The following is a 25,811-nucleotide window of genomic DNA, read 5'->3' as shown; positions in this document are numbered from 1 at the left end:
ATTCGTCAAAAAGTGCGGGGTTCCTGCTTTTATTTTACTTCTGCCTGCTGAATCACCTTAATGATATTCGTCATCGCATCGGATGTACGATAAGCACGCATATTCTGAATGTATTTCTCTTGGTTCCGATCAAGATCATGGATGGCATTCAGCAAACTGGATGCCGTCAGATCCTCAGCAAGTAAGACACGGGCATAACCTGAAGCCTCAAACGACCGAGCGTTAATGATCTGATCTCCGCGGCTGACTTTATCCGAAAGAGGGATCAGCAGCATCGGCTTATGAAGCGCCAGAAATTCGAAGATAGAATTCGAACCGGCTCTCGAAATGACCAAATCCGCTGCCGCCATCAGATCAGGCAGTTCCTCCTGCACATATTCAAACACGTGATATCCATCAGTGACTGGAGCCCCCATCTGCTGCCCTTTACCGCAAATATGAATAATTTGATAATCAGAGATTAAATCAGGAATGATGTGGTATAGAGCTTCATTCAAGTTCTTCGCGCCCAAGCTTCCTCCCATAAAGAGCAGTACGGGCTTATCATCAGAGAAACCGAGCCGGCTTCTCCCACGCTGACGATTACCTTCTCTCAGCTCCTGTCTTATCATAGCCCCTACATGAACGACATTTGATTTTCTAAGCTGCGTTGCTGCTTCCTGAAAGGTCGTGCATACATAATCTGCCCAGGGAAGTGCAATGCGGTTAGCAAGCCCCGGAGTGAGATCCGATTCGTGAATGACAATAGGAATACGCAGTATCCGCGCGGCAAGCACCACGGGTACGGATACGAATCCCCCTTTGGAGAACACGACTCCAGGCTTGATTTTCTTCAAATATTGATAAGCTTCTCTTACACCCTTGAGCACACGTAAGGAATCTTTTGCATTCTCGACACTGAAGTATCGGCGAAGCTTCCCTGTCGCGATTCCCTTGTATTTCACACCTTCCATTCTGCCGATCAGCTCAGCTTCAATCCCTTGTCTTGAACCAATATAATGAACACTGTAGCCTTGCTCCTGGTAATACGGAATCAGCGCCAGATTAACCGTGACATGACCCGTAGAGCCCCCGCCGGTAAATACAATTTTCTTAGACTTCATGAACAACTCTCCTGTCACATTGCGTTAGCCCGCTGTTTATTAGATAATATTCACAAATGGACACCCATATCCTTTAATCGTTACATATACAATCAAACCGTTTTGGAGAAAGCAGGTACAACCACATGCAAAACAAGGATACGAATCATCCGCTCGATCAAAGAATAGATCGTAAGAATTCAAGCTCTGTCAAATGGAACGGTCTTCAGCCCCTCTTCAGCGCACCCGATGCCATCCCGCTATGGGTTGCCGATATGGACTTTACTGCACCTGAGCCTGTGCTCAAGGCGCTTCGCAATATCGTAGATCATGGCATACTTGGATATGCTATGCCTGCTCCATCATTTAATGAAGCTATTGCTGCCTGGATGGACAAGCGACATAGCTGGAAAATTGAGCCGGAATGGCTCGTATATACACCCGGTATTGTCCCGGCTCTGAATATAGCGGTTGAAGCCTTTACTGAACCAGGCGACAAAATTATTATACAGCCTCCAGTATACGGTCCTTTCCATAAACTTGCCAAAACACATGGCAGAGAGCTGGTAGAGAATCCGCTGATTCACGAGCAGGGTGAGTATAGAATGGATCTTACGCATCTCGAACAGGCTGCCTCACAGGATGGAGTCAAGCTGATCGTTCTATGCAGCCCGCATAACCCCGTAGGCCGGGTATGGAGTCGTGAAGAACTGAATGCCGTGATGGAGATCGCGGTGAAGCACGATATTATCGTGATCTCGGATGAGATTCATTCCGATCTCGTATTTGAATCAGGGAAGCATATCCCCTATGCTGTACTATCTGAAGAAGCCAAGATGCACTCGATCATCTGCACTGCTGCCAGCAAGACCTTCAACATCGCAGGTCTGCATACGTCCAGTGTGGTAATTGCCAACAAAGAGCTGCGGTTAAAATTCAAGAATATGATTGATAAACGTTCGATGGGCTCCATGAATCTCTTCGGAATTGCCGCTACAGAAGCTGCTTACCGGGAAGGCGAGCCTTGGCTTGAGAGCACACTTGAATATATCCATGGAAACCTTGAATACGTGATCAACTACTTTAAGACGAACATTCCAGAATGCCAGGTTTCCATGCCGGAAGCTACGTATTTGCTATGGATTGATTTCCGCAGTTTAGGAATGGAGCACAAGGAGCTGTTTGACTTCCTCGTGACGAAGGCGGGACTCGTGTTTAGCAGCGGAACAGACTTTGGCAAGGAAGGCGAAGGCTTTATGCGAATGAATGTGGCTTGTCCTCGAAGCATGCTGGAAGAGGCCATGCAGCAGCTGCACGAGGCCATGCTTAATCGATAATCAGCTAGTGAAGTGATAGAGAGCGTCATGACCGACACAGGTCATCGGCGCTCTCTTTTTTATACGTCTTTATATGCGGCATCACGCTAACATTTATTTTAAACAAGCATATACCGAATCAACGTTCATCATTTGAGAGTTATGAAAATGAATTCTCAAGAACACAATTTTGCTCATATATCACTTTTTTGCAGCCACTTATTCTCTGAAAAACACCCCAATTCCTTAAATAGTAGAATATTACGCTCATTTCAGACGATCCTGCAAATATTTACATTAAGTTTATTTAAAACAAAATATTGACAATGTAAGCGCTTGAATTTAGTATCTATTTACATCGAGCCTGTTCATTAAGGTTCATTTGTGTTTGATGTCGTACATTACTAGGGGAGGAATTGAACCATGGGAATGAACAATCCCTTGGCGGTGAAACAAACCGTACAAACCAAGAGCAAGTTTCACTTTTTAAAAAGAGAGATTATACGTAACAAATATGTATATCTGATGCTTGTTCCCGTTCTCTTGTTCTACCTTATTTTCTGTTACGGACCTATGTACGGAATCCTGCTGTCCTTCCAGAGCGGCTATAGTCCTGCTAAAGGGATCATGGGCGGTAATTGGATTGGATTTGAGAATTTCACGATGTTTTTTGAGAGCTATAATTTTTGGAGACTGATGGGCAACACCTTGATCCTGAGCGTACTAAGTCTGGTGATCGGTTTCCCCGCTCCGATTATTCTTGCACTGTTACTGAATGAGGTTCGTAATCGCTACTTCAAGAGTGCAGTGCAGACGGTCAGTTATTTACCTCACTTCATATCCGTTGTCGTTGTCGTTGGTATGCTCAAGACCTTCTCCTCTCTGGACGGCGGCTTATTTAACATCATCCGCGGCTTCTTTGGTTTTGAACCTATTATGTTCTTCACAGATAAGGACATGTTCAGACCATTGTACATTCTGTCTAATGTATGGCAGGGCGCAGGATGGGCATCGATTCTCTTCCTTGCAGCACTAGCCGGAATCAACTCTCAGCTGTATGAAGCAGCCAAGATGGACGGTGCCAACCGCTGGAGACAGCTCCTGCACATCACGCTGCCAGGTATTATGCCAACCATTGTCGTGCTCCTCATCCTGCGTATGGGCAGCATTATGAATGCGGACTTTCAGAAAATTCTATTAATGCAGACGGCAGCCACTTATGAGACCTCTGATGTTATATCGACGTTTGTTTACAGACAAGGGATGCTGCTTGGGGATCAAGCCTACTCCACTGCTATAGGTTTGTTTAACTCAATCATTAACTTTGCCCTCTTGCTCGGCGCGAACTATATCAGCCGCAAAGCTAATGAAACCAGTCTGTGGTAGAGAGGTGTGCATACGATGAAAAAATCATTTGGAGAACATATATTTGACAGCATCAACTATATCTTGCTCATTCTGATTATGCTGCTGTGCGCTTATCCGATGCTCTACATCTTCAACTCTTCCATTAGTGATCCAGAACAGCTGCTTGCCAGCCGCTCACTTATGCTGATTCCTGAAGGCTTATCTTTTGAGGCCTACACTAAAGTCTTCCAGAATCCCAAGATCTATAGCGGTTATTTAAATACATTGTTCTATGTAATTGTCGGTACCGCCCTTAACCTGGTGATGACAACACTCGCAGCTTATGCGCTGTCGAGACCTGACTTATACGGACGCAGCTTCTTCATGAAGCTGATTACATTCACTATGTTTTTCAGCGGCGGAATGATTCCAACCTTCCTGCTTGTTCAAAATTTAGGTCTGCTGGATACAAGATGGGCAATGATCCTTCCCGCAGCGATTAATACGTTCAACTTTATCATCATGCGTACGAATTTTATGAACATTCCGCTTGGACTGATCGAATCCGCCAAAATTGACGGAGCAAATGACTTCAGAATTCTTCTGCAAATTGTCGTTCCCTTATCTAAACCGATCCTTGCTGTAATGACCCTGTATTATGCGGTAGACCACTGGAATGATTTTATGGGTCCGCTTCTCTATCTAAGATCACAGGAGCTGTATCCGATTCAAATTGTGCTGAGGGATATTTTGCTCAGTAACAGCACGGAAGCCATGGGTTCTGCCAACGATACCGGATTTGCAATCGGTGAGAATATCAAGTATGCAACGATTATTATTTCTACACTTCCTATTCTGATGATCTATCCTTTCATCCAGAAATATTTTGTGCAAGGAGCACTCATCGGAGCCATTAAAGAATAAAGCTGGCGCATACTCCTAGCCTATTTGCTGCCCGCTTTAATCTATAGATAATCAAGGAGGGTTCATATGAAAAAGTTCTTGTCCTTAATGTTAACTGCGGTGATGACTACGGGACTGTTAGCCGGCTGCGGAGGGTCCGAGAGTGCAGAGGGCCCTGCACCGGAGGAAGGCGAGCAAGCGATTACGGAAATACCGCTTCCGATTGTTGAAGAGCCGATGACAATTAACTATTGGCGTGCCAATGATGCCAAGATTGCTTCAGGCAACGGATTCACGGATGTGAAGGCTTATCAGGAGAAAGAGAAAAGAACCGGCATCAAAGTTAACTTCACGCATCCACCACTTGGACAGCAAAAGGACCAGTTCAACCTGCTCGTTACAGGAAATGAGCTGCCTGACGTAATCTATTACAACTGGGCAGACGTATCAGGAGGACCAGAGAAGCTGCTCGCAGACGGCAGAATTATCAAGCTGAATGAATATATTGATCTCTATGCTCCTAACTTGAAGAAGATTATTGAAGAGGATGAGGTTGTCCGTAAACAAATCTCACTGGATGACGGAACCATCTTCATGTTCCCCTATCTTCGTACGGATGCAGTGAAGCTGAATGCAACGACAGGTATTGTGCTTCGTAAAGACTGGCTTGAGAAGCTCAATTTGAAAACGCCTACAACGATTGATGAATGGTACACAGTGCTGAAGGCTTTCCGGGAAGAAGATCCAAATGGCAACGGCAAGAAGGATGAGCTTCCCTTCACAGCGAATTGGGGTCCCGGCAATATGAGTAAATTGTATGACTTTGCTCCTTCCTTCGGGGTCCTGGGCGGTTTCCAGCTTAATGGAGATACGATTGAATACGGTCCAATTCAGCCAGGGTTTAAAAACTTCCTTGAGACGATGCAGAAATGGTATGCGGAAGGTTTAATTGATCCTGAAATTATGACCAATGACGGTAAAGCATTTGACTATAAAATAACCAATCATCAAGCAGGAGCCTATTATGGTGGTGTATTCAGCGGTATGGCCAAGTATCTCAACCTAATGGCTGATGATCCGGAATTCGACCTTGTTGGAGCTCCTTGGCCTAAAGATACTGAAGGGATCTCTCGCAGTACCTTCCGTTTCGATACCAAGGTCCTTACGTATGGAGAAGCCATTACAACTTCTGCGGATGAAGACAAGATTAAAGCCATCGTCCAGTGGATGGACTACAATTACAGTCCTGAAGGTCACGATCTGTTTAACTTCGGTATTGAAGGCGAGAGCTATACTGTCGAGGGTGACAGCATTCAGTTTACCGATACCATTCTTAAAAATCCGGATGGATTGACTTATGATCAAGCACTAGCTGGCTACGCGCTGTCCATTATGGACGGACCGATGAACCAGGATACACGTTATTTGGATGGTCTGATGGCATTTGAGCAGCAGCAGGAAGCGAATAAGGTCTGGATGGAAGCCGATTACTCCATGGCACTTCCAACGCTGCGCAAAACAGAGGAAGAGGCTCGAAAAGAAGCGCAGATTATGGGTCAGGTAACCACTTATCTGGATGAAATGATGACCAAGTTCATCTTGGGTGACGAACCTCTCACGAACTTTGATCAGTTTGTAGAAACGATTAAGGGTATGGGAATCGAAGAGGTCATCAAGATCAACCAAGATGCATACGAACGCTATCAAGCACGTTAATGAACATTGAGTTAGCTTTACCAAAGGGAGCAGCCGGAATTCCGGCTGCTCCCTCTTATCATTACTTCTATTTATAAATAAGCTGAATTCTTAATCGTATCAAAGAAATTCGAATAGGCTCCTGCCAGCTGGCTTAAGTGCTCTACAGACCTTCGAACGTCTGTTACCTCCAAGCCATGGCCCGCATCTGCAATTTTAATAATATCCAATTGATCCGAGGCATGTGCCTCCAGCTTCGCTCTGCTCTCTTCACTGAACAATGAATCCTTTGTTCCGTAAATAACCAGTCCGGAAGAACGCAGAATGTAATCCAGCGTACCGTCAAGCGGGGTAAGATATAAATGCGAAAGGTGCGGAGCTTCAATATGCTGTGAGACATAACCTGCCAACAGTGTTCCCAGACTCTTGCTTACAAATACCAGCTTGTCGTAACCTTCACTGTAGTGCTGTACGGTCTCAAATACTTCCTCCTCAAGAATAGATCGCTGCTCACGCTCTAGAGCAACGCGCGCGCTTTGAAATCCGTATTCCATTAACAAGACGTCCAATCCTTGTTCAATTGCGCTCTGAACAGCATAATGCAGAACGGGTAGTTCACAGGAGTAGTTCTGTCCAGGAAGAAATACAACAAGTGTGTCTGAGCCCTGTGTCGTTTGTCTGATCCGTACATCTGTACCCCAATATGATTCTTCATAAAAAGTATGATGCTCCACGAACTACACCTCGCTTTCCACAATATCACAACCCATTATATCGTAAACTGGAAAATAATAGAATCCATTTTTATTAAACAACGTAAAAGAAATCATCAAATGCAAAAGAGGCATCTGCTTCGTGAGCAGATGCCTCCTGTTAACCTAGGATATATTAATTATAATTTCAAATACTCTTTAATTCCGTCCACAATACTTTTCGCAACTCTGTCCTGGAAATCTTCGTTGAATAAGGTTGCTTCCTCTGCTTTATTCGATAAGAAACCGACCTCGAGTAGGGCTGCAGGCATATCTGTGTTTCGCAGTACGGACAGATTCGCTGATTTTACTTTTCGATCCTTAAGTCCCGTTGCTTTGCTCATATGCTTATGAATAATATCGGCCAGTGCTTTATCTTCACTTTTCTTATAATAAGTCTCGGTGCCGCTTGCGGAAGGAGATCCCGCCACCGAATTCGCATGCACTGAAATGAAAATATCTGCATTCGCATTATTCGCTATCTTGGCCCGCTCCACAAGCTCCGGATAAGTATCACCATCTCTAGTCATGATGACTTCGATATTCGGGTTATTCTGGAGCAGAGCTTCAATCTTTAAGCTAAGTGACAAGGTAAAATCTTTTTCAAGTTTACCTGTGATTCCAACTGCTCCCCCATCATGCGCTCCATGTCCCGCATCCAGAACAACAATTTTTTTGCCTGAACCTGTATTATTACCTGTTCCCGTACCTGGTGTCTCAGGCAATGGCGTCTCCGGTATTACCGGGTCTGGAAGATTCGTATCGTGATTCAGATCGACGATCAGAAGGCTTGTCCCCTCTTGTGTTACCTTATATCCGGTAGTCTCGTTCATATCCATTACGATCCGAACGGTTGAAGGATCTGTGCTGAATAGAGCGTATCGAATCTGTGATACCATCGGATAATCCGTCACTTGGATGGAGCCCGATGCTTGTGCATTAAGATCGTTACCAAAGTTTGCAGCAAATTCCGTATTCGGAAGATCGACTACAATGCGATCCGGTCCACTCATAGTAAATACTCGCGGGGTAACCGTGCTGCTAGTTGCTACGAGCAGCCTGTTCTCGCTAAAACTAATCCCGGATATCTGTGCCAGTCCTTGATCGATATTCCCCTCTTCGCCCTGACCCGCATTGCCCGATCCTGCTGGAGGCTGACTTCCTCCTCCTGAACCGGTAATTTGCTTCAAGCTTGCTGTCTTCGTCTGGTTATCCCAGCTCACATGCAGTCCAAACTGTTCTCCAACGAAGCGCAGCGGCACAAGCGTCGTCTTGCTCTTAATGCCAGGTGCATTATCAAGAACAACCGACTGGTTGTCCACCAGAGCGTTCTTGTCATTGATGACCATCTTGATGACGGTGCCATTTTGCTGTATTGTGACCGTTCCTGTCTTCTGCTCCCAACCGACTGTGTATCCCATTTCTTCAGCGACCATACGGATTGGAATCATAACTGATTTGTTAATGATCTCAATCTTGGAACTGTCTGAACCCCCGAGCTTCTTATCATTTAGATAGATACTCGCTTGTCCATCCTCCGCATGACTTAAACCAGGAAGCACCCACAACCCTACAAAAAACAACATAAACAGCAAAATCCTCTTCAAACTCTCACACATCCTTTTGGTCGTCTTGTAATATCACCAGCATCCTGCATCCTTTTACATCATCTACTATTAAAAACGCGATTTAGCATAATTTGTTGCATGATCCGTTCTTTATTTTTCGAAGTTTAGAAAGACGAAGTAAATACTACATTTATCGGTTAAATACCGGCATTTGTGAAGAGACGATAGATTCCATAACCGATCGATCCGCCTATGACGTTTAAGAACAGATCATCAACGTCCCCTGTTCCAACTCTGAGCAGCATCTGGGCGGTCTCCAGCACGATAATAAGTGCAGTAAATAATAATAGAAATTTGATGAAGCTCCACCTGCTCGGAAAGGCAGCGGGGATTAAATATCCAAAAGGAATGAACACGGCGACATTGCCGACTAAATTAATAAGTGTGTCTAATAGATTACGTGCTGACACATTCGCCAAATATTTCGATATGGTATGAAAAGGGACCATATTATAGCGATAATCGATATGGACCGAGCGATTAAAGCCTGCAAACATGAAGTATAGAAGCAGCAAACTGTATGTTATAAGAAGAATACGTACCATGGTTGTCCGTTGCACGATGCCGCACCTCTTGACAGTATAAGATTTAACGACAACATTCCCGAAAAATACTGAATTTCCCTGCCTATGTTCTATCATAGACGAATTACAATATTTTGCCAATTGGTTCAGGTCATTTTTTCAATCGAATTTCGAGAAATTTAGACATGAAACAAATACATGTATCATTTCTCGTCATCAACACCATATTAAAACACGATTGAGAAAAGATATGTGACACAGAGGAGGAAGCTTCTTAGATGAGCAGTTGCAAAGAGAGCGCAAACGATCAAGCCAAGAGCGGGCAAAACCTCAAATGGTGGCAGCTGTCTCTGCTTGGAGTGGCTTGTACCATTGGTACGGGATATTTTCTCGGCTCCGCACTTGCCATTGAAATCGGAGGTCCTTCAGTTCTCCTGACTTTTCTGCTGGCCGCTGCAGGAACATACTGTGTATTCGATGTGCTCGCACAAATGACTGCCAAGTCCCCGGAACAGGGGTCTTTCCGATCTTATGCCAAAAAAGCCTACGGGCGCTGGGCAGGATTTAGCAGCGGCTGGGCTTATTGGTGCTCCGAGCTGCTCATTATGGGCAGTCAGTTGACCGCACTCTCCCTGTTCTCCCGTTTCTGGTTTCCTCAAATTCCGGTATGGATGTTCGCTGCTGGATTCGCGATATTGGGTCTGATTGTAGTGATCATTGGTAACAAGCTGTTTGATCCACTGGAAAGTGTAGCAGCCGTTATCAAAATCGCGGCGATCCTCATGTTCATCGTGCTGGGATCTGCAGCGCTATTCGGGTGGTTGTCGGGGGGCATAGAACCGCAAATGCCGGTATCTGCCCTGGATTTATTCCCTAACGGTTTGACGGGCGCATGGGCAGCACTTCTATTTTCATTCTATGCTTTTGGCGGAATTGAGGTCATGGGGCTCATGGCCCTCCGATTACAGGAGCCTAAGGAGGCGCAAAAAGCTGGCAGAACGATGATCCTTCTGCTGGGGGTCATATACATGATCTCCTTGTTTCTAGTCGTATCCATCGCGCCTTGGCGCGGATTTGGTACGAAGGAAAGTCCTTTTATCCAAGCTCTGAACACATATAATCTACCTTTCGTACCCCATATTATGAACGGAGTTCTGATTGTTGCTGGATTCTCTACGATGGTTGCGTCCTTATATGCGGTAACGACCATGCTGATCACGCTTGCACAAGACAAAGACGCCCCTCCTCTTTTTGCCAAAAAGGTGAAGAAGCGTTTCCCGGTTTACTCGTTTGGAATGACTGCAGCGGCACTATGTGCATCCATCGTTCTGGCACTGCTGCTTCCAGGCACACTGTACGAATATGTTACAACGGCCGCTGGCCTGATGCTTCTATTCAACTGGACTTTTATCCTGATCACCGCAGGTAAGCTTCTAAAGCTTACTGCATTTGGACAGATCAAGAGATACGGCGGCATCCTTCTTATCCTGCTAGCTATAACAGGAACACTGTTCCACAGCACGAGTCGGCCTGGTTTCTGGATCAGCTTCTTGTTCATCGCGTGTATTGGGTTGATTACTTGGTTTATGCACAGCAAGATCTGGAGTAAGGAAGGAAAAAGGAATCAGACACATAAGACGGATAAGCATCTCATTGAACAGCTAAAGAAAGATCGGCATCGCTTCCCTGACCGTGTCAGAAAAGCAAAGCACAATCGATAAAAATCGATCAGATTCAGTCGTCAGTCAATCACGAACGACTCTATGCTTCAGATAGAACATCAAGGCTGCCCGGTCGATATCCGAAAACTGAAGAGGATTCTGCTCCATCATGGAGGCTATATGCTTTACGTTGACCCAGGCCGGGTTCAGCGATTCATCTCCTGCTTCGAGGAGTTTTCCTTCCGCTTTGCATATAAAATACATTCCTATCGAATCAATAGGGCCCTTTGTTGTTTGATGAGCACAGAAGGGCTCAACAACCTCTACTTCAAAGTCAGGGTTAATACCGGTCGTGTCGATTCGCTTGGAAGCGCCCTCAATGCGAGTCACCTTAAGTCCTGTCTCCTCTTCCACTTCTCTGATCAGCGCTTGATATATCGGTTCGTACAGCTCGATTCTGCCTCCAGGGAGTTCAAGATATTCCTGCCCCGGTTTGTTCCGGCTCTGAATAACAAGCTCAGTTCCTTGCTTGCTGTCCCGCTCAACAAAAGCTCTTGCGTTGACGTAGAACATAGTCATCCTCCTTCTCGAGATAATCTAATCATCCAGCTTCCACAGCTTAGAATCTTCATTCTGTATAAATACCGCATTCTTCTGCTTGATGGCTTGCTCATACAAGCCCGTCTCAAAGTCCCCGGCTGAACGTGGCAGCTCGATATAACGTATTGCTGTGTTATTACGGACAAAGACGAGTAGTGTCATGGAGTCTAAATATTGAATACCATCAGGCACTTCATCCATATTACGAACATCAATTGACGAAGGATCTAGATAAGGACCGAATATGTACAGCTCTTCCCAAGAAAATGGGGTTAGTTCTTCTAATTCAATGCGATCTCCGGCTTGAGCTTCGGTTAGCTTGCTCACCATTGCAGCATCGTCGAACGGACGCGGGCGATCAATCCAATCCCATAAGAACAGGAATAAGGTTACCAACAATAATAACATATATATCCACTTTTTCATGTAATGGTTCTCCCCTTGTATGTAAATTTTTTAGTAAAAACGCAAACACACCTGCTGTCATGTTGTAATGAAATAGAGTTTGCTCATAAGACTTGTGTAACCTGAAATAAATAGCAATAATGATTTTTCACGTGAAAGAAAATACAAAAAAAGACGGATCCTTGTTCGGATCCATCTTCTGCTCACTTCAACATAATAAGGTTAGATTAAAGCAACCCTGCATGCTCCAGGCCTCTGCGAATGCCCTTCTCGTCTACCGAGCTTGTCACATGGTTCGCATAGGATTTAACCTCATCATTCGCATTTCCCATAGCAATCCCAAGTCCGACATAAGACAGCATTTCCACATCATTCAAGCCATCGCCAAAAGCAACAACCTCATCCTTGGATCGTCCGATATGCTTAAGGACCGCCTCAATTCCCTTAGCCTTTGAGCCACCTGCCGGAATGACATCCATTGCATACTTATGCCATCTAACAAAATGAAGATCGTCATAACCCGCTTCCTTCGCCGTGTACAGATGCTCTTCATGCTCCTGGCAGTACAGGAGTGCTTGGTAGATTGGAGCTTCCTTCCAGTAACCCGTCTTGTAACCCGGTACTTCAACTTGAAGCGTTTGGAAGGACGCCGCTATGAACTCGTGAAGCTCCATATTGGAGAATCCAGCCTCAGCTCCCTGCATGACAATGGGATGATTGTACGACAGAGCGCTGTTCTCCAATCTCTCAAGTGTGTTCGTGTGTATAGGATGCGAATATATCATCTCGCCTTTATAGACAACATATGAACCATTAAGACTAATGAAAGAATCAATACCCAGCTGGGACATGTATTTCGTAAAATAGTACGGTGCTCTTCCGGTAGCAATAAAGACGTCAGTCCCTTTTGCCTTCAATTCGTTGATCGCCTCGATCGTATCTTGTGGAATTACTTTCTCATCATTGACTAATGTTCCATCGATATCAAAAAATACTACTCTATAGGTCATGGTTGTAACATCCTCCATCGTTGCTGTGTTGTTGTGTGTGTTAAGTACAATTTTCGCTTGTTATCGCGAGGTGCAAGGCAAATGCAGCATGTTTATTTTCTCCCGTAATCAGCCTTGATTTCTCCCCATGCTTTGGTTTCCCACTTTAATATTTTATTATTGTAAGTATGAGTGGCAAGCCATTTCTCTGCCCGATCAATCATATCCCAAATCTGCTGGGCGGAAGCATCCCGCTTCAAGGTCGTTGCCGCCTTCTTCTGTCTGACCCACTTCATTGCATTCACAGAATCACTGTAAATGGTCTTGCTGCTGCCCTGCTGCTGTAAATACGCCAGAGCATGTACAATGGCGAGGAACTCTCCAATATTATTGGTCCCATTCGGAATAGGACCCACACTAAACAAGACATCTCCTGTCCGGGTGTCTACACCCTTATACTCCATCGGTCCGGGATTGCCTCTTGTTCCTACGTCCACAGAAATACTATCGTAATCGATTTCAGAGGCAGATATCGAAGCGGATGCTCCCTTATGGAAGCCACTGCCTTGAGATTTGCCTGCGGTGTTTCCCCATATGCCTTTCCATCCGTTGGCATAAGCTTTTTCAGCCTCTGCTCTGGATTCAAAAGCTTTATATTTTGCACCGGTCACTCCGTTCACCTGCTGCTGGCATGCTGGCCAGCTGGTATAGATCCCGGGTGTTTTTCCTTCCCATACCACATAATACTTTTGCTTCGCCATATTTCCCTCCATATGATTCCCTAACGCGCGTTATTATCTACAATACCTTCTTACGGCCCTGGATGCAAAAAAGAACACCTAAGTTCCAGAAGTTATTGAACTCAAGTGTCCTTATATAACCTATCACCTAGATAATTTAAGCATTTGGTTCGCTCCACGCTGAAATTCGTAAGATACATTAACTAGCTCACTCGTCCATCCTTCTCTATCTACATATGAAAGGACTTCATCTAGTAATGGATATCTCCTTCCATCCAGCTGAATAATGGGATAAATCCGAATTTCCTCTTCAGCCACTCTCATCATCTCTTGTAATGTATCTAGATGAAATTGAAGAGACAAACGCTCACCATACATGAACAAAAAATGTGCACTTAATATCAGATCAACCTGCTTATCTTGAAAGGGTAACTGAGGAAGTGCCGCCTCTATGTAATTCTCTGGATTTGCTCGCCTATCTGTTGTACTTAAGTCAAGAGCATGGGTTCGATGGTCTAAGAGATCGGCCAAATTGGAAAAATAATTCCATTTGTACTGATCCTGAGCCTTAGACATTTGCTCCATCGCATGTTTGATATCTTCTTTGCCTTTGGCATACAGGATATCCCATGAATAAGCATAGGCAATGTCCACGGATTTCGCCTTACCTCCACGTTGATTCGCAACAGCCGTAAAGGAACAAGCTCCGCCTGGACAATCCAAAATACGCTTTGATGCAATGTCATCGTTAGAAATTTGAAACATGTGTTCATATTCTTCATATGAACGCCCAATAAATATAATACGATTCAAGTCTAGGCCACTGTTCTTCATACTTCGCTCAGCTCACAATATGTTTGATGCCATTGGCAGTATTAATATCTTTCAACTCAGGAACAACAAATTCAGGTACAACCCAATGCCGCTCTAATTCATCCAGCGGAATCCATTTGTACACGTAATCTTTGTTCGCTCCTGCAAACTCGCATGTTTTCTTGAAGATCGGATGCTTAAGGGGAAGCTCTAAAAGGAAAAACATTCCTGACTCATGAATTTGTATCGTCGGCGAGATCGGCAATTCAATCACATTCTCGATCAGCCATACCTGCTGTTCACTGATGACAGGCACACCAAGCCAATCATATATCATCTTACCAATCGTGTACTCCGGAGAATCCTCAGCCTCTACACTGCCTCCAGGCAAAAACCAATAAGGCTGGTTTCGTTCTCTTTGCAGCAACACTTTGCCTTCGTGAATGATTATTCCCCCTGTTGTTGTGTGATATTGAATCGATTCATGTTCATAGGATATCATCATCACTATTCCTCCTTAAATACAAAGCGACTGAATGAAAATCGGTGTCCGTTTGTTCCACAACATACATAGCTTCTCTCAAACCCGTTCTATCCATGCCTACAGTAAAAGACATTCGTAAATATAATAACAAGCCTGGTCACGGAATAGTTTGATTTTTTAAAAATTTATTTTTATTTTTTTATGAATCAATTTCATAATACCTTGAGACAAAATAAAAAGAAGCAGTGCACTATTGCATCTGCTCCTTTATCTAGGTACCATTCATTCCGGCGGTCTCAGGGTAATGTGAAATATCCGCATGAAGCACAACTTCCGGCTTGTTCTCTTCATTAAATACAATCTTGCACAAGGAAGCCGGATGAATATAAGGCAAATCCCATAACGTATCAAGCGAGCGCTGCTCGATCCATGTCATCAGTAGTTTAACCACGACTGTGTGCGTTACGATAAGCACCGACTTTCCCCGATTTACGTTAAGAATATGCTTCAGTTCTTGCTGCGCTCTGGTCATCGTTTCGATGTAGGTTTCTCCACCGTCTGCAGCGAACACTTCCGGCTCCTCCCAATATTGCTGATACTTCACCGGCTCCTCTAATTTCAGCTCGTCTCCGGTCCGGCCTTCCCATAGCCCCAGATTCATTTCCCTCAAGTTATCCGTTAAGGTCACGGGTATGTCCCGACTGCCGCGGATCAGCTCTGCAGTATGAACTGCTCTGCCGCTAGAGCTTGTGTAGATTGCATCAATTGGCTTCTCATCGAGCGCTTCACCAAGCCACCTAGCTTGACGAATACCAAGATCCGTTAGCGGAGAATCTTGATGTCCCTGCATCTTGCCCAGTACGTTCCATTCCGTCTGTCCGTGCCTTACGATATATATCGTCGTAACTGACATGTTGTTCCTCCCTTTAGTAGGTTCGATCTTCCATTTCCTTCAGTCTGCGTTCGACGACCACAAACAGGAGCAGATTGAACATCAGCATAAGTCCGACCAGAATGCCAAAGCCCTCCATACCGCGAACAAACCTGGATACAAACAAACCGATAATAATATAGAAGAGACCTATTCCGACCATCCAGGCTGCACTATAACGATTAGCTTCCTTCCACATGCGTTCACTCTTCATGGAACGATTCGTCCGATAACCATAAATGTGGTTCATTCGTTTAGGAGGTCTGATTCGCATGAATAGTCCTAGAATGATAAATACAACCCCAACAAAGCTGAACACCACAAGATTCTCCACATCCATAGGCACCCTCCCTTTCGCAGCTTAAGTCAGAGGAGCTCTTTGCTGTAGTTTACCGTCAATGATCTACTGGATAACCGCATAGGCGATAACTCCATTTTAGCATGAAGCTGCCATTACCAGAACCTCTGGTACTCATTAATAATGCTTGTTATATCTATATCGGGCATTTGTAGTCTAATTAAATCCAATGTTTCGTAGATGAGCTCCGACAGCAGCTCAATGGACTCTTCCATAGGCAGCTGCCACACCATATTCATCCGATGTTCCAAGTTTATTGGTTTGATGCTCATCTGCTCATAAATTTGCCCCACACTTTTCCACTTCCCCGGATGATACATTCGGTTTAAACCGCATAAAATGGACAGCAGCTTATCTTGGTTTCGAAGCTTCCCTTCTATTACGTATAAATGATCACTTCGTTCCATATAGGATGCTTTAAGCACTGGCTCGGGGAAAAAATCGAGATTAGCTTTAATTAATGAAGTAGCAAGCTCATCAGGATATTGACTCAGTCTATCTTTCCAGCCACTGATCAAGCCTGCAGGATCATATAATGTTCTTGCCTTAAGGATGCCAGTCGCAACCGTATGGGTGTTCAAGCTAATATCATAATCTTTTAGCAATGAATCCAGCTTACGACAAGCAAGTCTTTCTGAGAAATATACGACCTCACATTTGGTCTGTTGTAACCAATAATTGACGGCCAGGGCCTCCTCCGTTATAGCTATGATCTTGCCCTGGCTGATCTGAAGATCTTGTTCTACATACTGCCTTAACGAATCAGAAATAGACCCTTCTACATAGGCGATAATATCAATATCTGATGAAGGATAGACAATCCCGGAAGCCACGGAGCCTGTAACAGCAATTGCTTTTACATCAGTTACATGATTCTTTATGCTCTCTGACTTTTCTAGTGCTATGGCAAACAAACAACTATGTAAATCCGATCGATTCATACTGCAGGCCTCCTGTCAGCAGCATTATTCTACATCCGTGTCAGAGGAACGAAGAAGAACATCATCACGCCCGGTCCAGCCCATCCGAGACCAGAATGCCTTTCCGGTCTCATTCGAGTCAAGCACCATAATATGCGCACGCTGTATGCCTGCTTCCCGCAGTAATGCTATAGCATGGCGGACTAAATTTTTAGCAATGGACTGTCCCCGAAATTCAGGCTCCACTGCCAGATGATACAGATATCCTCTTCTTCCGTCATGACCGGAGAGCAGTGTTCCTATGACCCTTCCACTGTAGACCGCTACCTGACTGAAGCCTTGATTCCGTTCGAGGTACAGCTGTATCGACTCTCTGGAATCCGCACTACTGAGTCCCATCCCTTCAGTCTTATTCCAGAGAGCGAAGCTCTCTTCGTAATCTTCTATTACCATTTCACGAAATTCAATCATGTTAAGCTTCCTCCACTGTTATGCTGCCCAGCTCGACCATCTCTTTAAGTGCATACGGAAAAAGGGATTCACTTAAGTTCAAAATGGCTTTGGCATACAGCTGTATTTCTTTCTGCGCATCATGCATCAGACGCTGGTTCAGGAAATGACAAACGGACTGGAGAGACGCCGTCCAATACCAACGGATGTACATTCCGTATGAAGGCAAAAACAATCTGGCCTGTTCAGCACATACTCCCCTCTGAAGTGCTTCCTCATATTTCTGTACACCCAGCTCTATGTAATCGATTAACTCCTGAGTCAGCTTCGTTCCTTCTTCCATGGATAGCGGCGCTCCACTGCCTTGCTTTGAATTCTCCGGTGCACTTCTCCACTCATGATGCTGTGGGATATAGAATTCCGGCTCTTCTGTTATGTACCTGCGGCTGGATTCATTCCAGGCCTCCATACTATCGCCTGTTCCCTCCATATGACTTGATCCAATGACATATTTCCACCACTGTCTGGCTACCATGAGCGGAGCATAAACCTCAAACTGAAGCACTACATGACGAAACGGAGAGGTATGTCCCTCTCTTGCCAGGAACTGAATAAGCCGGATATCTCGATCCGATAGTGTGGTAGACTCCTTCGCATAGGATACTCTAGCTGCGTTAACAATGGTCAGGTCAGAGCCCATATGATTCACCAGCCTGACATAGCCTTTGTCCAGCACTTGTTCAAATGACATGGATATACCTTCTTTCTCTGATTTATTCTCACTATTTTACTGGATTTTCCAGTGTGGTACCAGCTAACTTTTTCATAGAAAAACACCTCTTTTCTTATACAAAAGAGGTGTTTAATCTGAGCATAAGAGCATTCATTACAGACTTATATCTTGTCATTCTCAAATGGCAGGAGGCGGTCTAAGTTAATTCTAGTTGGCTGATCCATCCAAGCTTAGGCCCCTCAATATTAAATTTGCAGTTATCGGAGGAAGTCCTATCTGACGCGACCATACCGATAATTGGCCTACATGGTGAATTTCGTGTACTGCCACATGACGGATGACCTCGGCATATGAGAATGAAAAAAACATCTTACGATCCATTTCATCAGACCATTGCTTTACAATCGTTTCAACCTGAGGGCGACAGCGCTGTGACAGCGCTTTTATTTCTTCTAACGAAGAATAGTCCTCGTAAGTATAATGAAACTCCGGAACGCCTTGAAGTCCATTTATCCACGCTTGCTCAATATCTACGATATGAAAAAGGGTTCGCAAAATGCTGCCCAGGCCTCCTTCCCGTTCCCTCACCAGTTCCTCTTCAGAGATCCGACTGCACCAGTCGAACCACTCTTCACGTACCTGCCAATTATATTCGAACAGCATTTGCATCATCACTCAGCTCCATTTAAATGAAATGCTAAGCAGTTACAGTATCGCGTTGTCTATATGGGTAATCCATCTGCTTTCTAATCTGTTGAACCTGTTCATCTGGAACAAATAGACCGAGCACATACAGACCAAGATCAATTGAAGCAGCTACCCCTCCGCCAGTAATCACATGCCCATCCCGTACCAGACGGCATTTAACAACTTCCTTGCAATAAGGAGCAAGCAGATCATAATGGAAAGGATGTGTTGTCGCTCTCTTATCTGTCAGAAACCCAGCGGCACCGAGCAGTAACGAACCAGTACATGCAGACACTTTGAATTTCGTGCCAGCGGCTCCTTTAAACCAGTTCATAAACTCATCATCGGATTGAAGGGTTCGTGCTCCTGATCCTCCGGGGACAAATACCATATCATAATCCTTTAAATCGGGCTTTACTCTCGTTACCTTCACCATCATCCCATGCTCGTCACTAACTTCCTCGTGAATTCCGCATATGTCCCATGTAGTGTCATTCATTTCTGTACAAGATTTTAACCTGGCAATGACATCATAAAATCCGATAAAATCCAAAAAAGTCATGCCATTAAACACTACCATTGCTATCTTCACATCGAACACCTCTCTCGATAAATGATCTTGAAAAGGCACTACACCCTTATTATAGGTTAATTTGTATTATTTGTATCCATTTCATTACTCATCAGCAGGTGATTTTGAAACCTATTCAATGTACATTCACCAATGATGAGGAGCAAGAATCACCCAGGCCAAAATGATCAAACCCCAGCATTCGTTGATGGAGCCTTCTACAGCAGGTCCAACTCAAAATAAAAAGGTCCGAACTCTGCTTCGCCAAGCAATGCAGTATCGGACCTATTTACTCTCCCCTACTTCCTCGGATAGGTGGGGGCACCCTTTCTTGCCGGCTCATATGCGAAGGAAACGAAATGCTTAGAGGTTGTCTTGTCCAGTTCAAGCACTTCTCCTGCCTTTTTTCAATTCTGTCCTCCCTCAGATCCTACCTCTCCCACTTAGGCTCAAACGGATATGGACATGTCGCCTCCAGCACCTTCGCCTTCAATGGAATGAGACAGCCGCAATATCGGCAGGTCGTCCCATACATGAAGCCGTCACAGCTCCTGCATACAGCCAGGCGCTCTCGGTATAGCTCACTGCTGGCTTCCTCCTTACCTGCATTGCTCTCGGTATAAGCCTCCTCCAGCTGCTCCAGTTCAGATTCACTGACATGAACGCTTGCAGTACAGCCCTTGCAGAGCTCCGTTTCAGATCTCGTCGCCATCTTGGAAGTCACCCTTTCTTAAGAAACGATCTTAATCACCGCCACGGAAGCCGCAGGAAGTGAGAATCGCACTGAGTTCTGTTCTACAGTGATTCCTTCCAATGCTTTTGGCGCTACTTGCTCTGGGCTGCCAAAGGAATTGTGAGCATCAAGCTCACTTGCCGTCAGTACTTGACCACTGATCTCTACTCCGCTTAAGCCTACCAGATCCAAATCTACCGTAAGGGAATCCGCATGGCTGAGATTACAAGCAGAGACATGAATATGTCCGTTCTCATCAACCGATGAGGAGATGCTCAGCTGCGGAATCTCATCTGTTCCATTGGAATAGGAAGGGCTCACATAATGGGTTTGCAGCAGATGTGCATCCTGATGCACCTTAAACATGTTAAACACATGATACGTCGGTGTGAGTACCATATTTGCACCTTCTGTCAGAATCATCGCCTGAAGCACGTTAACGATCTGAGCAATGTTCGTCATTTGGACGCGATCAGAATGCTCATGGAACAGGTTAAGGTTAATACCTGCAACAAGCGCATCGCGCAGTGTATTTTGCTGATACAAGAAGCCTGGGTTCGTCCCTGGTTCAACCTCAAACCATGTGCCCCACTCATCGATGATGAGACCTACCTTTTTCTCAGGATCATATTTATCCATAATGGCAGAATGCTTAACAATGAGCTCTTCCATATATAATGTAGCTTTTAAAGTCGTAAACCAATCCTCTGCCGTAAATCCGGTTGCACTGCCCTTCTTCTCCCAGATGCCTGTGCCTGTTGTGTAATAATGAAGACTCAGCCCATTCATAAATTTACCCGCTTCCCGCATGAGCACTTCTGTCCAGTGGTAGTCGGCTGTATTCGGTCCGCAAGCGATTTTGTAAACAGACTCGGAAGTGTAGTTACGTACATACGTCGCATAACGACGATACAGATCCGCGTAGTATTCCGGTCTCATATTACCGCCGCAGCCCCAGCTTTCATTGCCGACACCAAAATACTTCACATTCCAAGGCTCTTCTCTTCCGTTCTGTGCCCGCAGACTCGCCATCGGGGATTGACCACCGTTGTTCATGTATTCCACCCATTGCTGCATTTCATAGACGGTCCCGCTTCCGACATTGCCGCAAATGTAAGGCTCGGCTCCGATCAGCTCGCACAAACGCATGAACTCATGGGTACCAAAATGATTATTCTCTTCTACTCCACCCCAATGCGTATTCAGCATCCGAGGACGAGTCTCATAAGGACCGATTCCATCCTGCCAGTGATATTCGTCTGCAAAGCAGCCACCCGGCCAGCGAAGGACAGGTACCTGTAATTCCTTAAGTGCGCCAATCACATCATTGCGAATCCCATCCGTATTCGGTATCGGTGAATCGTAACCGACCCAGATGCCCTCATATACACAGCGTCCCAGATGCTCCGAGAATTGACCATAGATATTTTTGTTAATCTGACTCTTTCGAACATCCGTATGTACAACAACTTTAACCATAACGATTACCTCCAATTGAATTAATAAAATAATAAATTCATAAAAGTAAATCACCTAACTATGTATCCATAATAAACCTAATCTTACTGCCGTGTAAACGCTTATTTAATTATTTTAGAAATTACAATTTTATTAATCCAACACACTATTCTCCATACATATTACTTGAAGACATATCCCCATTCTGATTCTGGATTTGAACGGATGGACCTTGTAAATTAAAAACCGGAAAGAGTCAATTGACAAATAACGATATATCGTATAAGTTAACAGCAGTTCAGTATATTTAGAAAAATATAACTATAAAAACATGTTGAAAGGTGAACTTTATGTCCAGACTGCTTCCATTTTTGAAGCCTTATCTTGCGGCCAGCATCCTTGCTCCGCTTCTAATGCTGCTTGAAGTGTGCATGGATCTTCTCCAGCCGCGACTGATGGCGAGCATCGTTGATGAAGGCATCATGAAAAATGATCTTGCCCATATCCGGGATACGGGACTGCTGATGATTGGAGTAGCACTGATCGGGCTGATTGGCGGCGCGGGGTGCAGCATATTTTCCAGTATCGCTTCCCAGAGCTTTGGCAAGGATCTGAGAATTAAACTGTTTGAACGCATTCAATCCTTCTCATTTCTTAATCTGGATGTGCTGAAGACAGGCTCACTTATTACCCGTCTGACGAATGACGTTGTTCAGCTCCAAACTTTTGTGCAAATGATCCTTCGTACTTTTGTCCGGACGCCGTTGCTGCTGATAGGCAGCCTTGTAATGGCGATACTGCTCAGTCCAAGCTTGACCACGATATTGTTCGTATCCGTACCTGCACTCTTTCTCATTCTTTTTATATTAATGAAGCGTTCATTCCCGCTCTTTACCAAAATGCAGGCCAAGCTGGATAGCGTCAATACAGTGCTTCAGGAGAATCTATCCGGCATTCGCGTAATCAAGGCTTTTGTTCGAAAAGGTCATGAGCAGCAAAGATTCGGTAACGCTAATGAGGAATATACCGACGCTGCGATTCGCGCCAATCGATTGATGGCTCTGAACATGCCGCTGATGACGCTCATTCTTAACTTCAGCATTGTTGCCGTATTATGGTTTGGAGGCTTGCAGCACTGGGGCGGCGGGCTTGAGATCGGTAAACTGATTGCATTTATTAATTACGTCACCCAGCTGCTCATGTCCATGCTGATGCTAAGTAACATGCTGGCTTTTGTATCACGTGCCAAAGTATCGGCTGATCGGGTAAATGAAGTGCTGGAGACCCAATCCGAAATTGCGAATCCTTCAGCTCCTGTCGTTCCGGATGAAGCTAAGTGCGGCAGTGTTGAATTTAAAAATGTATCCTTTGCGTACAGCTCTAGTGGCGGTGACCTGACATTAAGAGATATCAGCTTCAAGGTTCAGCCAGGAGAGACTCTGGCTATCCTCGGTGCTACAGGATCAGGTAAATCCTCGCTCGTCAGTCTGATTCCGCGGTTATATGAAGCAAGTGGTGGAGAAATTTATGTCAACGGTGTGAATGTCCGGCATCTTGATCTGAACTACCTCAGACAGGAAGTAGCCATGGTCATGCAGCAGGCTCTACTGTTCAGCGGCACGATTCGCGATAATATCCGCTATGGAAACCCGGATGCCTCCGATGAAGATATCCTATGGGCGGCAGCGGCGGCAGAAGCTGATCCCTTTATCCGGCAGCTGGAGCATGGATATGATACACAGCTTGGACAACGAGGGGTCAATTTGTCCGGCGGACAAAAGCAGCGGATATCTATAGCCAGAGCACTCCTCACGAAACCATCCATCTTAATACTGGATGACAGCACCAGCGCAGTAGATTTGAAGACGGAAGCAAGAATTCAGCAGGCTTTGGAGACAGAAATGAAAGACACAACCAGGCTGATTATTGCTCAGCGGATCTCGTCCGTCATGCAGGCAGATCAGATTATTGTGCTGGACCAAGGGACCATCGCGGCCAAGGGTACCCATGATGAGCTGATGCTGACGAGCCAAGTCTACCAGGATATTTATCGTTCTCAGCGTAAGGAGGAATCATCTTATGTCTGATAAGCAGGAGATGAACAAACCCGCTTTTGCCATGCCCGGACCGGGACCACGAGGACCTGCCGGTGGACAGCCCGCCGGCTCCATTAAAGTAAGACCCAAAAATACGGCTGCAACCATCAAGCGAATATGGAATTATCTGAATAAGCAGCGTTCTGCCTTACTTATCGTCTATCTGTTCACCATACTAAGCGCACTCATTGCCTTAGCCGGACCATATTTAATCGGTGTAGCAATCGATGATTATATTGTACCTGGAGATTACACAGGTCTGATTCGTTTATGCTTGATCATGCTGGCCATATACCTGTTAGGCAGTATCGTTACCTGGATTCAATCGTATGTCATGACCAGTGTATCGCAAAAAACGGTACTTCATCTCAGAAATGATCTCTTCGCCAAATATCAGGACCTTCCGGTTCAATTCTTTGACACTCGGAACAATGGTGAGCTGATGAGCCGGGCGACGAATGATATAGAGAACGTGTCCAACACACTGAATCAAAGTGTTACTCAGCTGCTGAACAGTCTCGTTACCCTTGTCGGGTCCTTGGTGATTATGCTTAGTCTGAATGTACCGCTTACAGTCGTTGCACTAATCAGTATTCCGCTCGTCTTGATTTCGACCCGTCAGATTGTGAAGTACACCCGTATTTATTTTAAGGGACAACAGCAGCAGCTCGGCCAGTTAAACGGCATGATTGAAGAAACGATCAGCGGTCAAAAGGTCGTCAAGCTGTACCGGCGGGAAGAACAAGAAATCGTAAGATTCAAGGACATTAGTGAACAGCTTAACAAGGTTGGAATTAAGGCTCAGATCGTATCTGGTATGATGGGCCCCTTCATGAATGTCATCAATAACTTAAGCTTTGCGCTTATTGCAGCTGTAGGTGGATGGATGGTGTTTCAGAATGAGATGGTATCTGTCGGGATTGTTGTCAGCTTCCTGAACTATTCCAAGCAATTTGGCCGTCCTATATCGGAGCTTGCCAATCAGTACAATCTGATACAATCTGCGGTAGCCGGCGCGGAGCGAGTATTTGAGATTATGGATCTGAAATCGGAGTATGAGGAAGAGCAGGATCACGGCAAGACCATTACGAATATCCAAGGTTCTGTTCAGTTTGATCAGGTAAGCTTTCATTACAAACCGGAGAAGCCAATCTTAACGGACATCAGCTTCGAGGCTCATCCCGGAGAGAAGATCGCTCTTGTTGGACCGACTGGAGCAGGCAAGACGACCATCGTCAATTTGCTTACCCGCTTTTACGATACAGCGAGCGGGGATATCCTAGTGGATGGCAAATCGATTCGTTCACTGGATAAGAAGAATCTTCGCAAGCAGCTCGGTATGGTGCTGCAGGATGCGCATGTCTTCTCCGGAACCATTCGAGACAACATCGCCTTTGGCAGATTGGATGCAACAGATGAAGAGATCCAGCAGGCTGCCGTAATGGCCAATGCCGATCGATTCATTCGTAGATTACCAAACGGCTACGATACGAAGCTTAGTGCAGAGGGCGGCAATCTCAGTCATGGTCAGCGACAGCTGCTCACAATCGCACGAGCTATACTTGCAGATCCGGCCATACTGATATTGGATGAGGCCACGAGCAGTGTTGATACTAGAACCGAGATGTATATTCAAGAAGCGATGAAGACGTTGATGCAAGGCAGGACCAGCTTTGTGATTGCCCACCGTCTCAGTACGATTCAAGATGCAGACCGTATTCTTTACATGGAGAATGGATGCCTTGTTGAGCAAGGAACGCATGAGGAACTGCTCGCCATCGGTCCTGAAGGCCGATATTACAAGCTGTTCACCAGTCAATTCCATCAAGCCATTTGAGCTAGTCGATTCTTTTCACAGCAAAAAAAGCACACGCTCTGCAGATCTTCCTTGCAGAACCGTGTGCTTCTTTACTTATCCGATATTACATTTCACTA

26 protein-coding genes are annotated in these 25,811 nt (G+C 45.1%); 7 read left to right on the top strand and 19 right to left on the bottom strand.

Features of this window, described 5'->3' with window-relative positions; genetic code table 11:
* Positions 1 to 29: 29 nt before the first annotated feature.
* Positions 30 to 1,103: an undecaprenyldiphospho-muramoylpentapeptide beta-N-acetylglucosaminyltransferase gene (locus tag PUW25_RS07340; protein WP_205053565.1), complete on the bottom strand. Its 1,074-nt coding sequence runs from the start codon at positions 1,101 to 1,103 to the stop codon at positions 30 to 32.
* A 125-nt stretch (positions 1,104 to 1,228) separates the two neighbouring features.
* Between PUW25_RS07340 and PUW25_RS07335 the strand changes: the two genes are divergently transcribed.
* From PUW25_RS07335 to PUW25_RS07320, 4 genes are all read left to right on the top strand, one after another.
* Positions 1,229 to 2,419 carry a MalY/PatB family protein gene (locus PUW25_RS07335; RefSeq protein WP_047910059.1) on the top strand — a complete coding sequence of 397 codons (1,191 nt, stop codon included), beginning with the start codon at positions 1,229 to 1,231 and terminating at the stop codon, positions 2,417 to 2,419.
* A 402-nt stretch (positions 2,420 to 2,821) separates the two neighbouring features.
* On the top strand, positions 2,822 to 3,784 hold the full coding sequence (locus tag PUW25_RS07330) for an ABC transporter permease (protein ID WP_047910060.1): 963 nt from the start codon (positions 2,822 to 2,824) through the stop codon (positions 3,782 to 3,784).
* Between the two features lie 15 nt (positions 3,785 to 3,799).
* Positions 3,800 to 4,669 (top strand): carbohydrate ABC transporter permease, encoded by an 870-nt coding sequence (locus PUW25_RS07325; protein WP_047910061.1) that lies wholly within the window; start codon positions 3,800 to 3,802, stop codon positions 4,667 to 4,669.
* A 66-nt stretch (positions 4,670 to 4,735) separates the two neighbouring features.
* Complete coding sequence (locus PUW25_RS07320) at positions 4,736 to 6,364, top strand: type 2 periplasmic-binding domain-containing protein (protein ID WP_047910062.1); 1,629 nt, start codon at positions 4,736 to 4,738, stop codon at positions 6,362 to 6,364.
* 71 nt (positions 6,365 to 6,435) lie between these two features.
* Here PUW25_RS07320 and PUW25_RS07315 read toward each other — a convergent pair whose 3' ends face one another.
* From PUW25_RS07315 to PUW25_RS07305, 3 genes are all read right to left on the bottom strand, one after another.
* Positions 6,436 to 7,077: an alpha/beta hydrolase gene (locus PUW25_RS07315; RefSeq protein WP_047910063.1), complete on the bottom strand. Its 642-nt coding sequence runs from the start codon at positions 7,075 to 7,077 to the stop codon at positions 6,436 to 6,438.
* A gap of 158 nt (positions 7,078 to 7,235) precedes the next feature.
* Positions 7,236 to 8,702, bottom strand: coding sequence for an N-acetylmuramoyl-L-alanine amidase family protein (locus PUW25_RS07310; protein ID WP_047910064.1), 1,467 nt, complete (start codon positions 8,700 to 8,702; stop codon positions 7,236 to 7,238).
* A gap of 158 nt (positions 8,703 to 8,860) precedes the next feature.
* Complete coding sequence (locus tag PUW25_RS07305) at positions 8,861 to 9,283, bottom strand: VanZ family protein (RefSeq protein WP_052511700.1); 423 nt, start codon at positions 9,281 to 9,283, stop codon at positions 8,861 to 8,863.
* Between the two features lie 242 nt (positions 9,284 to 9,525).
* Between PUW25_RS07305 and PUW25_RS07300 the strand changes: the two genes are divergently transcribed.
* On the top strand, positions 9,526 to 10,968 hold the full coding sequence (locus PUW25_RS07300) for an amino acid permease (RefSeq protein ID WP_274336865.1): 1,443 nt from the start codon (positions 9,526 to 9,528) through the stop codon (positions 10,966 to 10,968).
* Positions 10,969 to 10,992: 24 nt separating this feature from the next.
* Here PUW25_RS07300 and PUW25_RS07295 read toward each other — a convergent pair whose 3' ends face one another.
* The 15 genes from PUW25_RS07295 to PUW25_RS07225 form a co-directional block, all read right to left on the bottom strand.
* Entirely contained in the window at positions 10,993 to 11,481 is a 489-nt protein-coding gene (locus PUW25_RS07295) for an NUDIX hydrolase (RefSeq protein WP_274336864.1), read from the bottom strand.
* 24 nt (positions 11,482 to 11,505) lie between these two features.
* The gene (locus PUW25_RS07290; RefSeq protein WP_274336863.1) at positions 11,506 to 11,934 is read right to left on the bottom strand and encodes a hypothetical protein; all 429 of its coding nucleotides are present in this window, start codon (positions 11,932 to 11,934) and stop codon (positions 11,506 to 11,508) included.
* Positions 11,935 to 12,140: 206 nt separating this feature from the next.
* Complete coding sequence (locus tag PUW25_RS07285; RefSeq protein WP_047910068.1) at positions 12,141 to 12,923, bottom strand: Cof-type HAD-IIB family hydrolase; 783 nt, start codon at positions 12,921 to 12,923, stop codon at positions 12,141 to 12,143.
* A gap of 92 nt (positions 12,924 to 13,015) precedes the next feature.
* Complete coding sequence (gene rnhA, locus PUW25_RS07280) at positions 13,016 to 13,663, bottom strand: ribonuclease H (RefSeq protein WP_274336862.1); 648 nt, start codon at positions 13,661 to 13,663, stop codon at positions 13,016 to 13,018.
* Positions 13,664 to 13,786: 123 nt separating this feature from the next.
* Positions 13,787 to 14,407 (bottom strand): class I SAM-dependent methyltransferase, encoded by a 621-nt coding sequence (locus tag PUW25_RS07275; protein ID WP_274336861.1) that lies wholly within the window; start codon positions 14,405 to 14,407, stop codon positions 13,787 to 13,789.
* 76 nt (positions 14,408 to 14,483) lie between these two features.
* Positions 14,484 to 14,960, bottom strand: coding sequence for an NUDIX domain-containing protein (locus tag PUW25_RS07270; RefSeq protein WP_274336860.1), 477 nt, complete (start codon positions 14,958 to 14,960; stop codon positions 14,484 to 14,486).
* A 250-nt stretch (positions 14,961 to 15,210) separates the two neighbouring features.
* Entirely contained in the window at positions 15,211 to 15,852 is a 642-nt protein-coding gene (locus PUW25_RS07265) for a histidine phosphatase family protein (RefSeq protein WP_205053567.1), read from the bottom strand.
* 13 nt (positions 15,853 to 15,865) lie between these two features.
* Positions 15,866 to 16,210: an SdpI family protein gene (locus tag PUW25_RS07260; RefSeq protein ID WP_047910073.1), complete on the bottom strand. Its 345-nt coding sequence runs from the start codon at positions 16,208 to 16,210 to the stop codon at positions 15,866 to 15,868.
* 113 nt (positions 16,211 to 16,323) lie between these two features.
* Positions 16,324 to 17,169, bottom strand: a complete 846-nt coding sequence (locus PUW25_RS07255; protein WP_047910074.1) for a DUF4037 domain-containing protein — start codon at positions 17,167 to 17,169, stop codon at positions 16,324 to 16,326.
* A 24-nt stretch (positions 17,170 to 17,193) separates the two neighbouring features.
* A complete protein-coding gene (locus PUW25_RS07250) occupies positions 17,194 to 17,619 on the bottom strand; it encodes a GNAT family N-acetyltransferase (RefSeq protein ID WP_047910075.1) in 426 nt (141 codons plus the stop codon).
* A 1-nt stretch (position 17,620) separates the two neighbouring features.
* Positions 17,621 to 18,349, bottom strand: coding sequence for an FAD-dependent thymidylate synthase (thyX, locus tag PUW25_RS07245; protein WP_047910076.1), 729 nt, complete (start codon positions 18,347 to 18,349; stop codon positions 17,621 to 17,623).
* A 189-nt stretch (positions 18,350 to 18,538) separates the two neighbouring features.
* The gene (locus PUW25_RS07240) at positions 18,539 to 19,000 is read right to left on the bottom strand and encodes a DinB family protein (RefSeq protein WP_274338279.1); all 462 of its coding nucleotides are present in this window, start codon (positions 18,998 to 19,000) and stop codon (positions 18,539 to 18,541) included.
* A 28-nt stretch (positions 19,001 to 19,028) separates the two neighbouring features.
* Positions 19,029 to 19,610 (bottom strand): DJ-1/PfpI family protein, encoded by a 582-nt coding sequence (locus tag PUW25_RS07235; protein ID WP_274336859.1) that lies wholly within the window; start codon positions 19,608 to 19,610, stop codon positions 19,029 to 19,031.
* Between the two features lie 409 nt (positions 19,611 to 20,019).
* Positions 20,020 to 20,301, bottom strand: coding sequence for a DUF6171 family protein (locus tag PUW25_RS07230; protein ID WP_274336858.1), 282 nt, complete (start codon positions 20,299 to 20,301; stop codon positions 20,020 to 20,022).
* Between the two features lie 18 nt (positions 20,302 to 20,319).
* Entirely contained in the window at positions 20,320 to 21,801 is a 1,482-nt protein-coding gene (locus tag PUW25_RS07225) for an alpha-N-arabinofuranosidase (RefSeq protein ID WP_047910079.1), read from the bottom strand.
* A 329-nt stretch (positions 21,802 to 22,130) separates the two neighbouring features.
* On the opposite strand from PUW25_RS07225, the gene PUW25_RS07220 reads away from it, so the two are divergent.
* Positions 22,131 to 23,867, top strand: a complete 1,737-nt coding sequence (locus PUW25_RS07220; RefSeq protein WP_205053569.1) for an ABC transporter ATP-binding protein — start codon at positions 22,131 to 22,133, stop codon at positions 23,865 to 23,867.
* Positions 23,860 to 25,713: an ABC transporter ATP-binding protein gene (locus PUW25_RS07215; RefSeq protein WP_205053570.1), complete on the top strand. Its 1,854-nt coding sequence runs from the start codon at positions 23,860 to 23,862 to the stop codon at positions 25,711 to 25,713. Before PUW25_RS07220 ends, PUW25_RS07215 begins: the two co-directional genes overlap by 8 nt.
* The last annotated feature ends 98 nt before the right edge of the window (positions 25,714 to 25,811 follow it).

The organism is Paenibacillus urinalis (assembly GCF_028747985.1).
Classification (GTDB): Bacteria; Bacillota; Bacilli; order Paenibacillales; family Paenibacillaceae; genus Paenibacillus; species Paenibacillus urinalis.
Note: the sequence above shows the minus strand (reverse complement) of the source record. Positions and strands in the feature narration are given on the sequence as shown.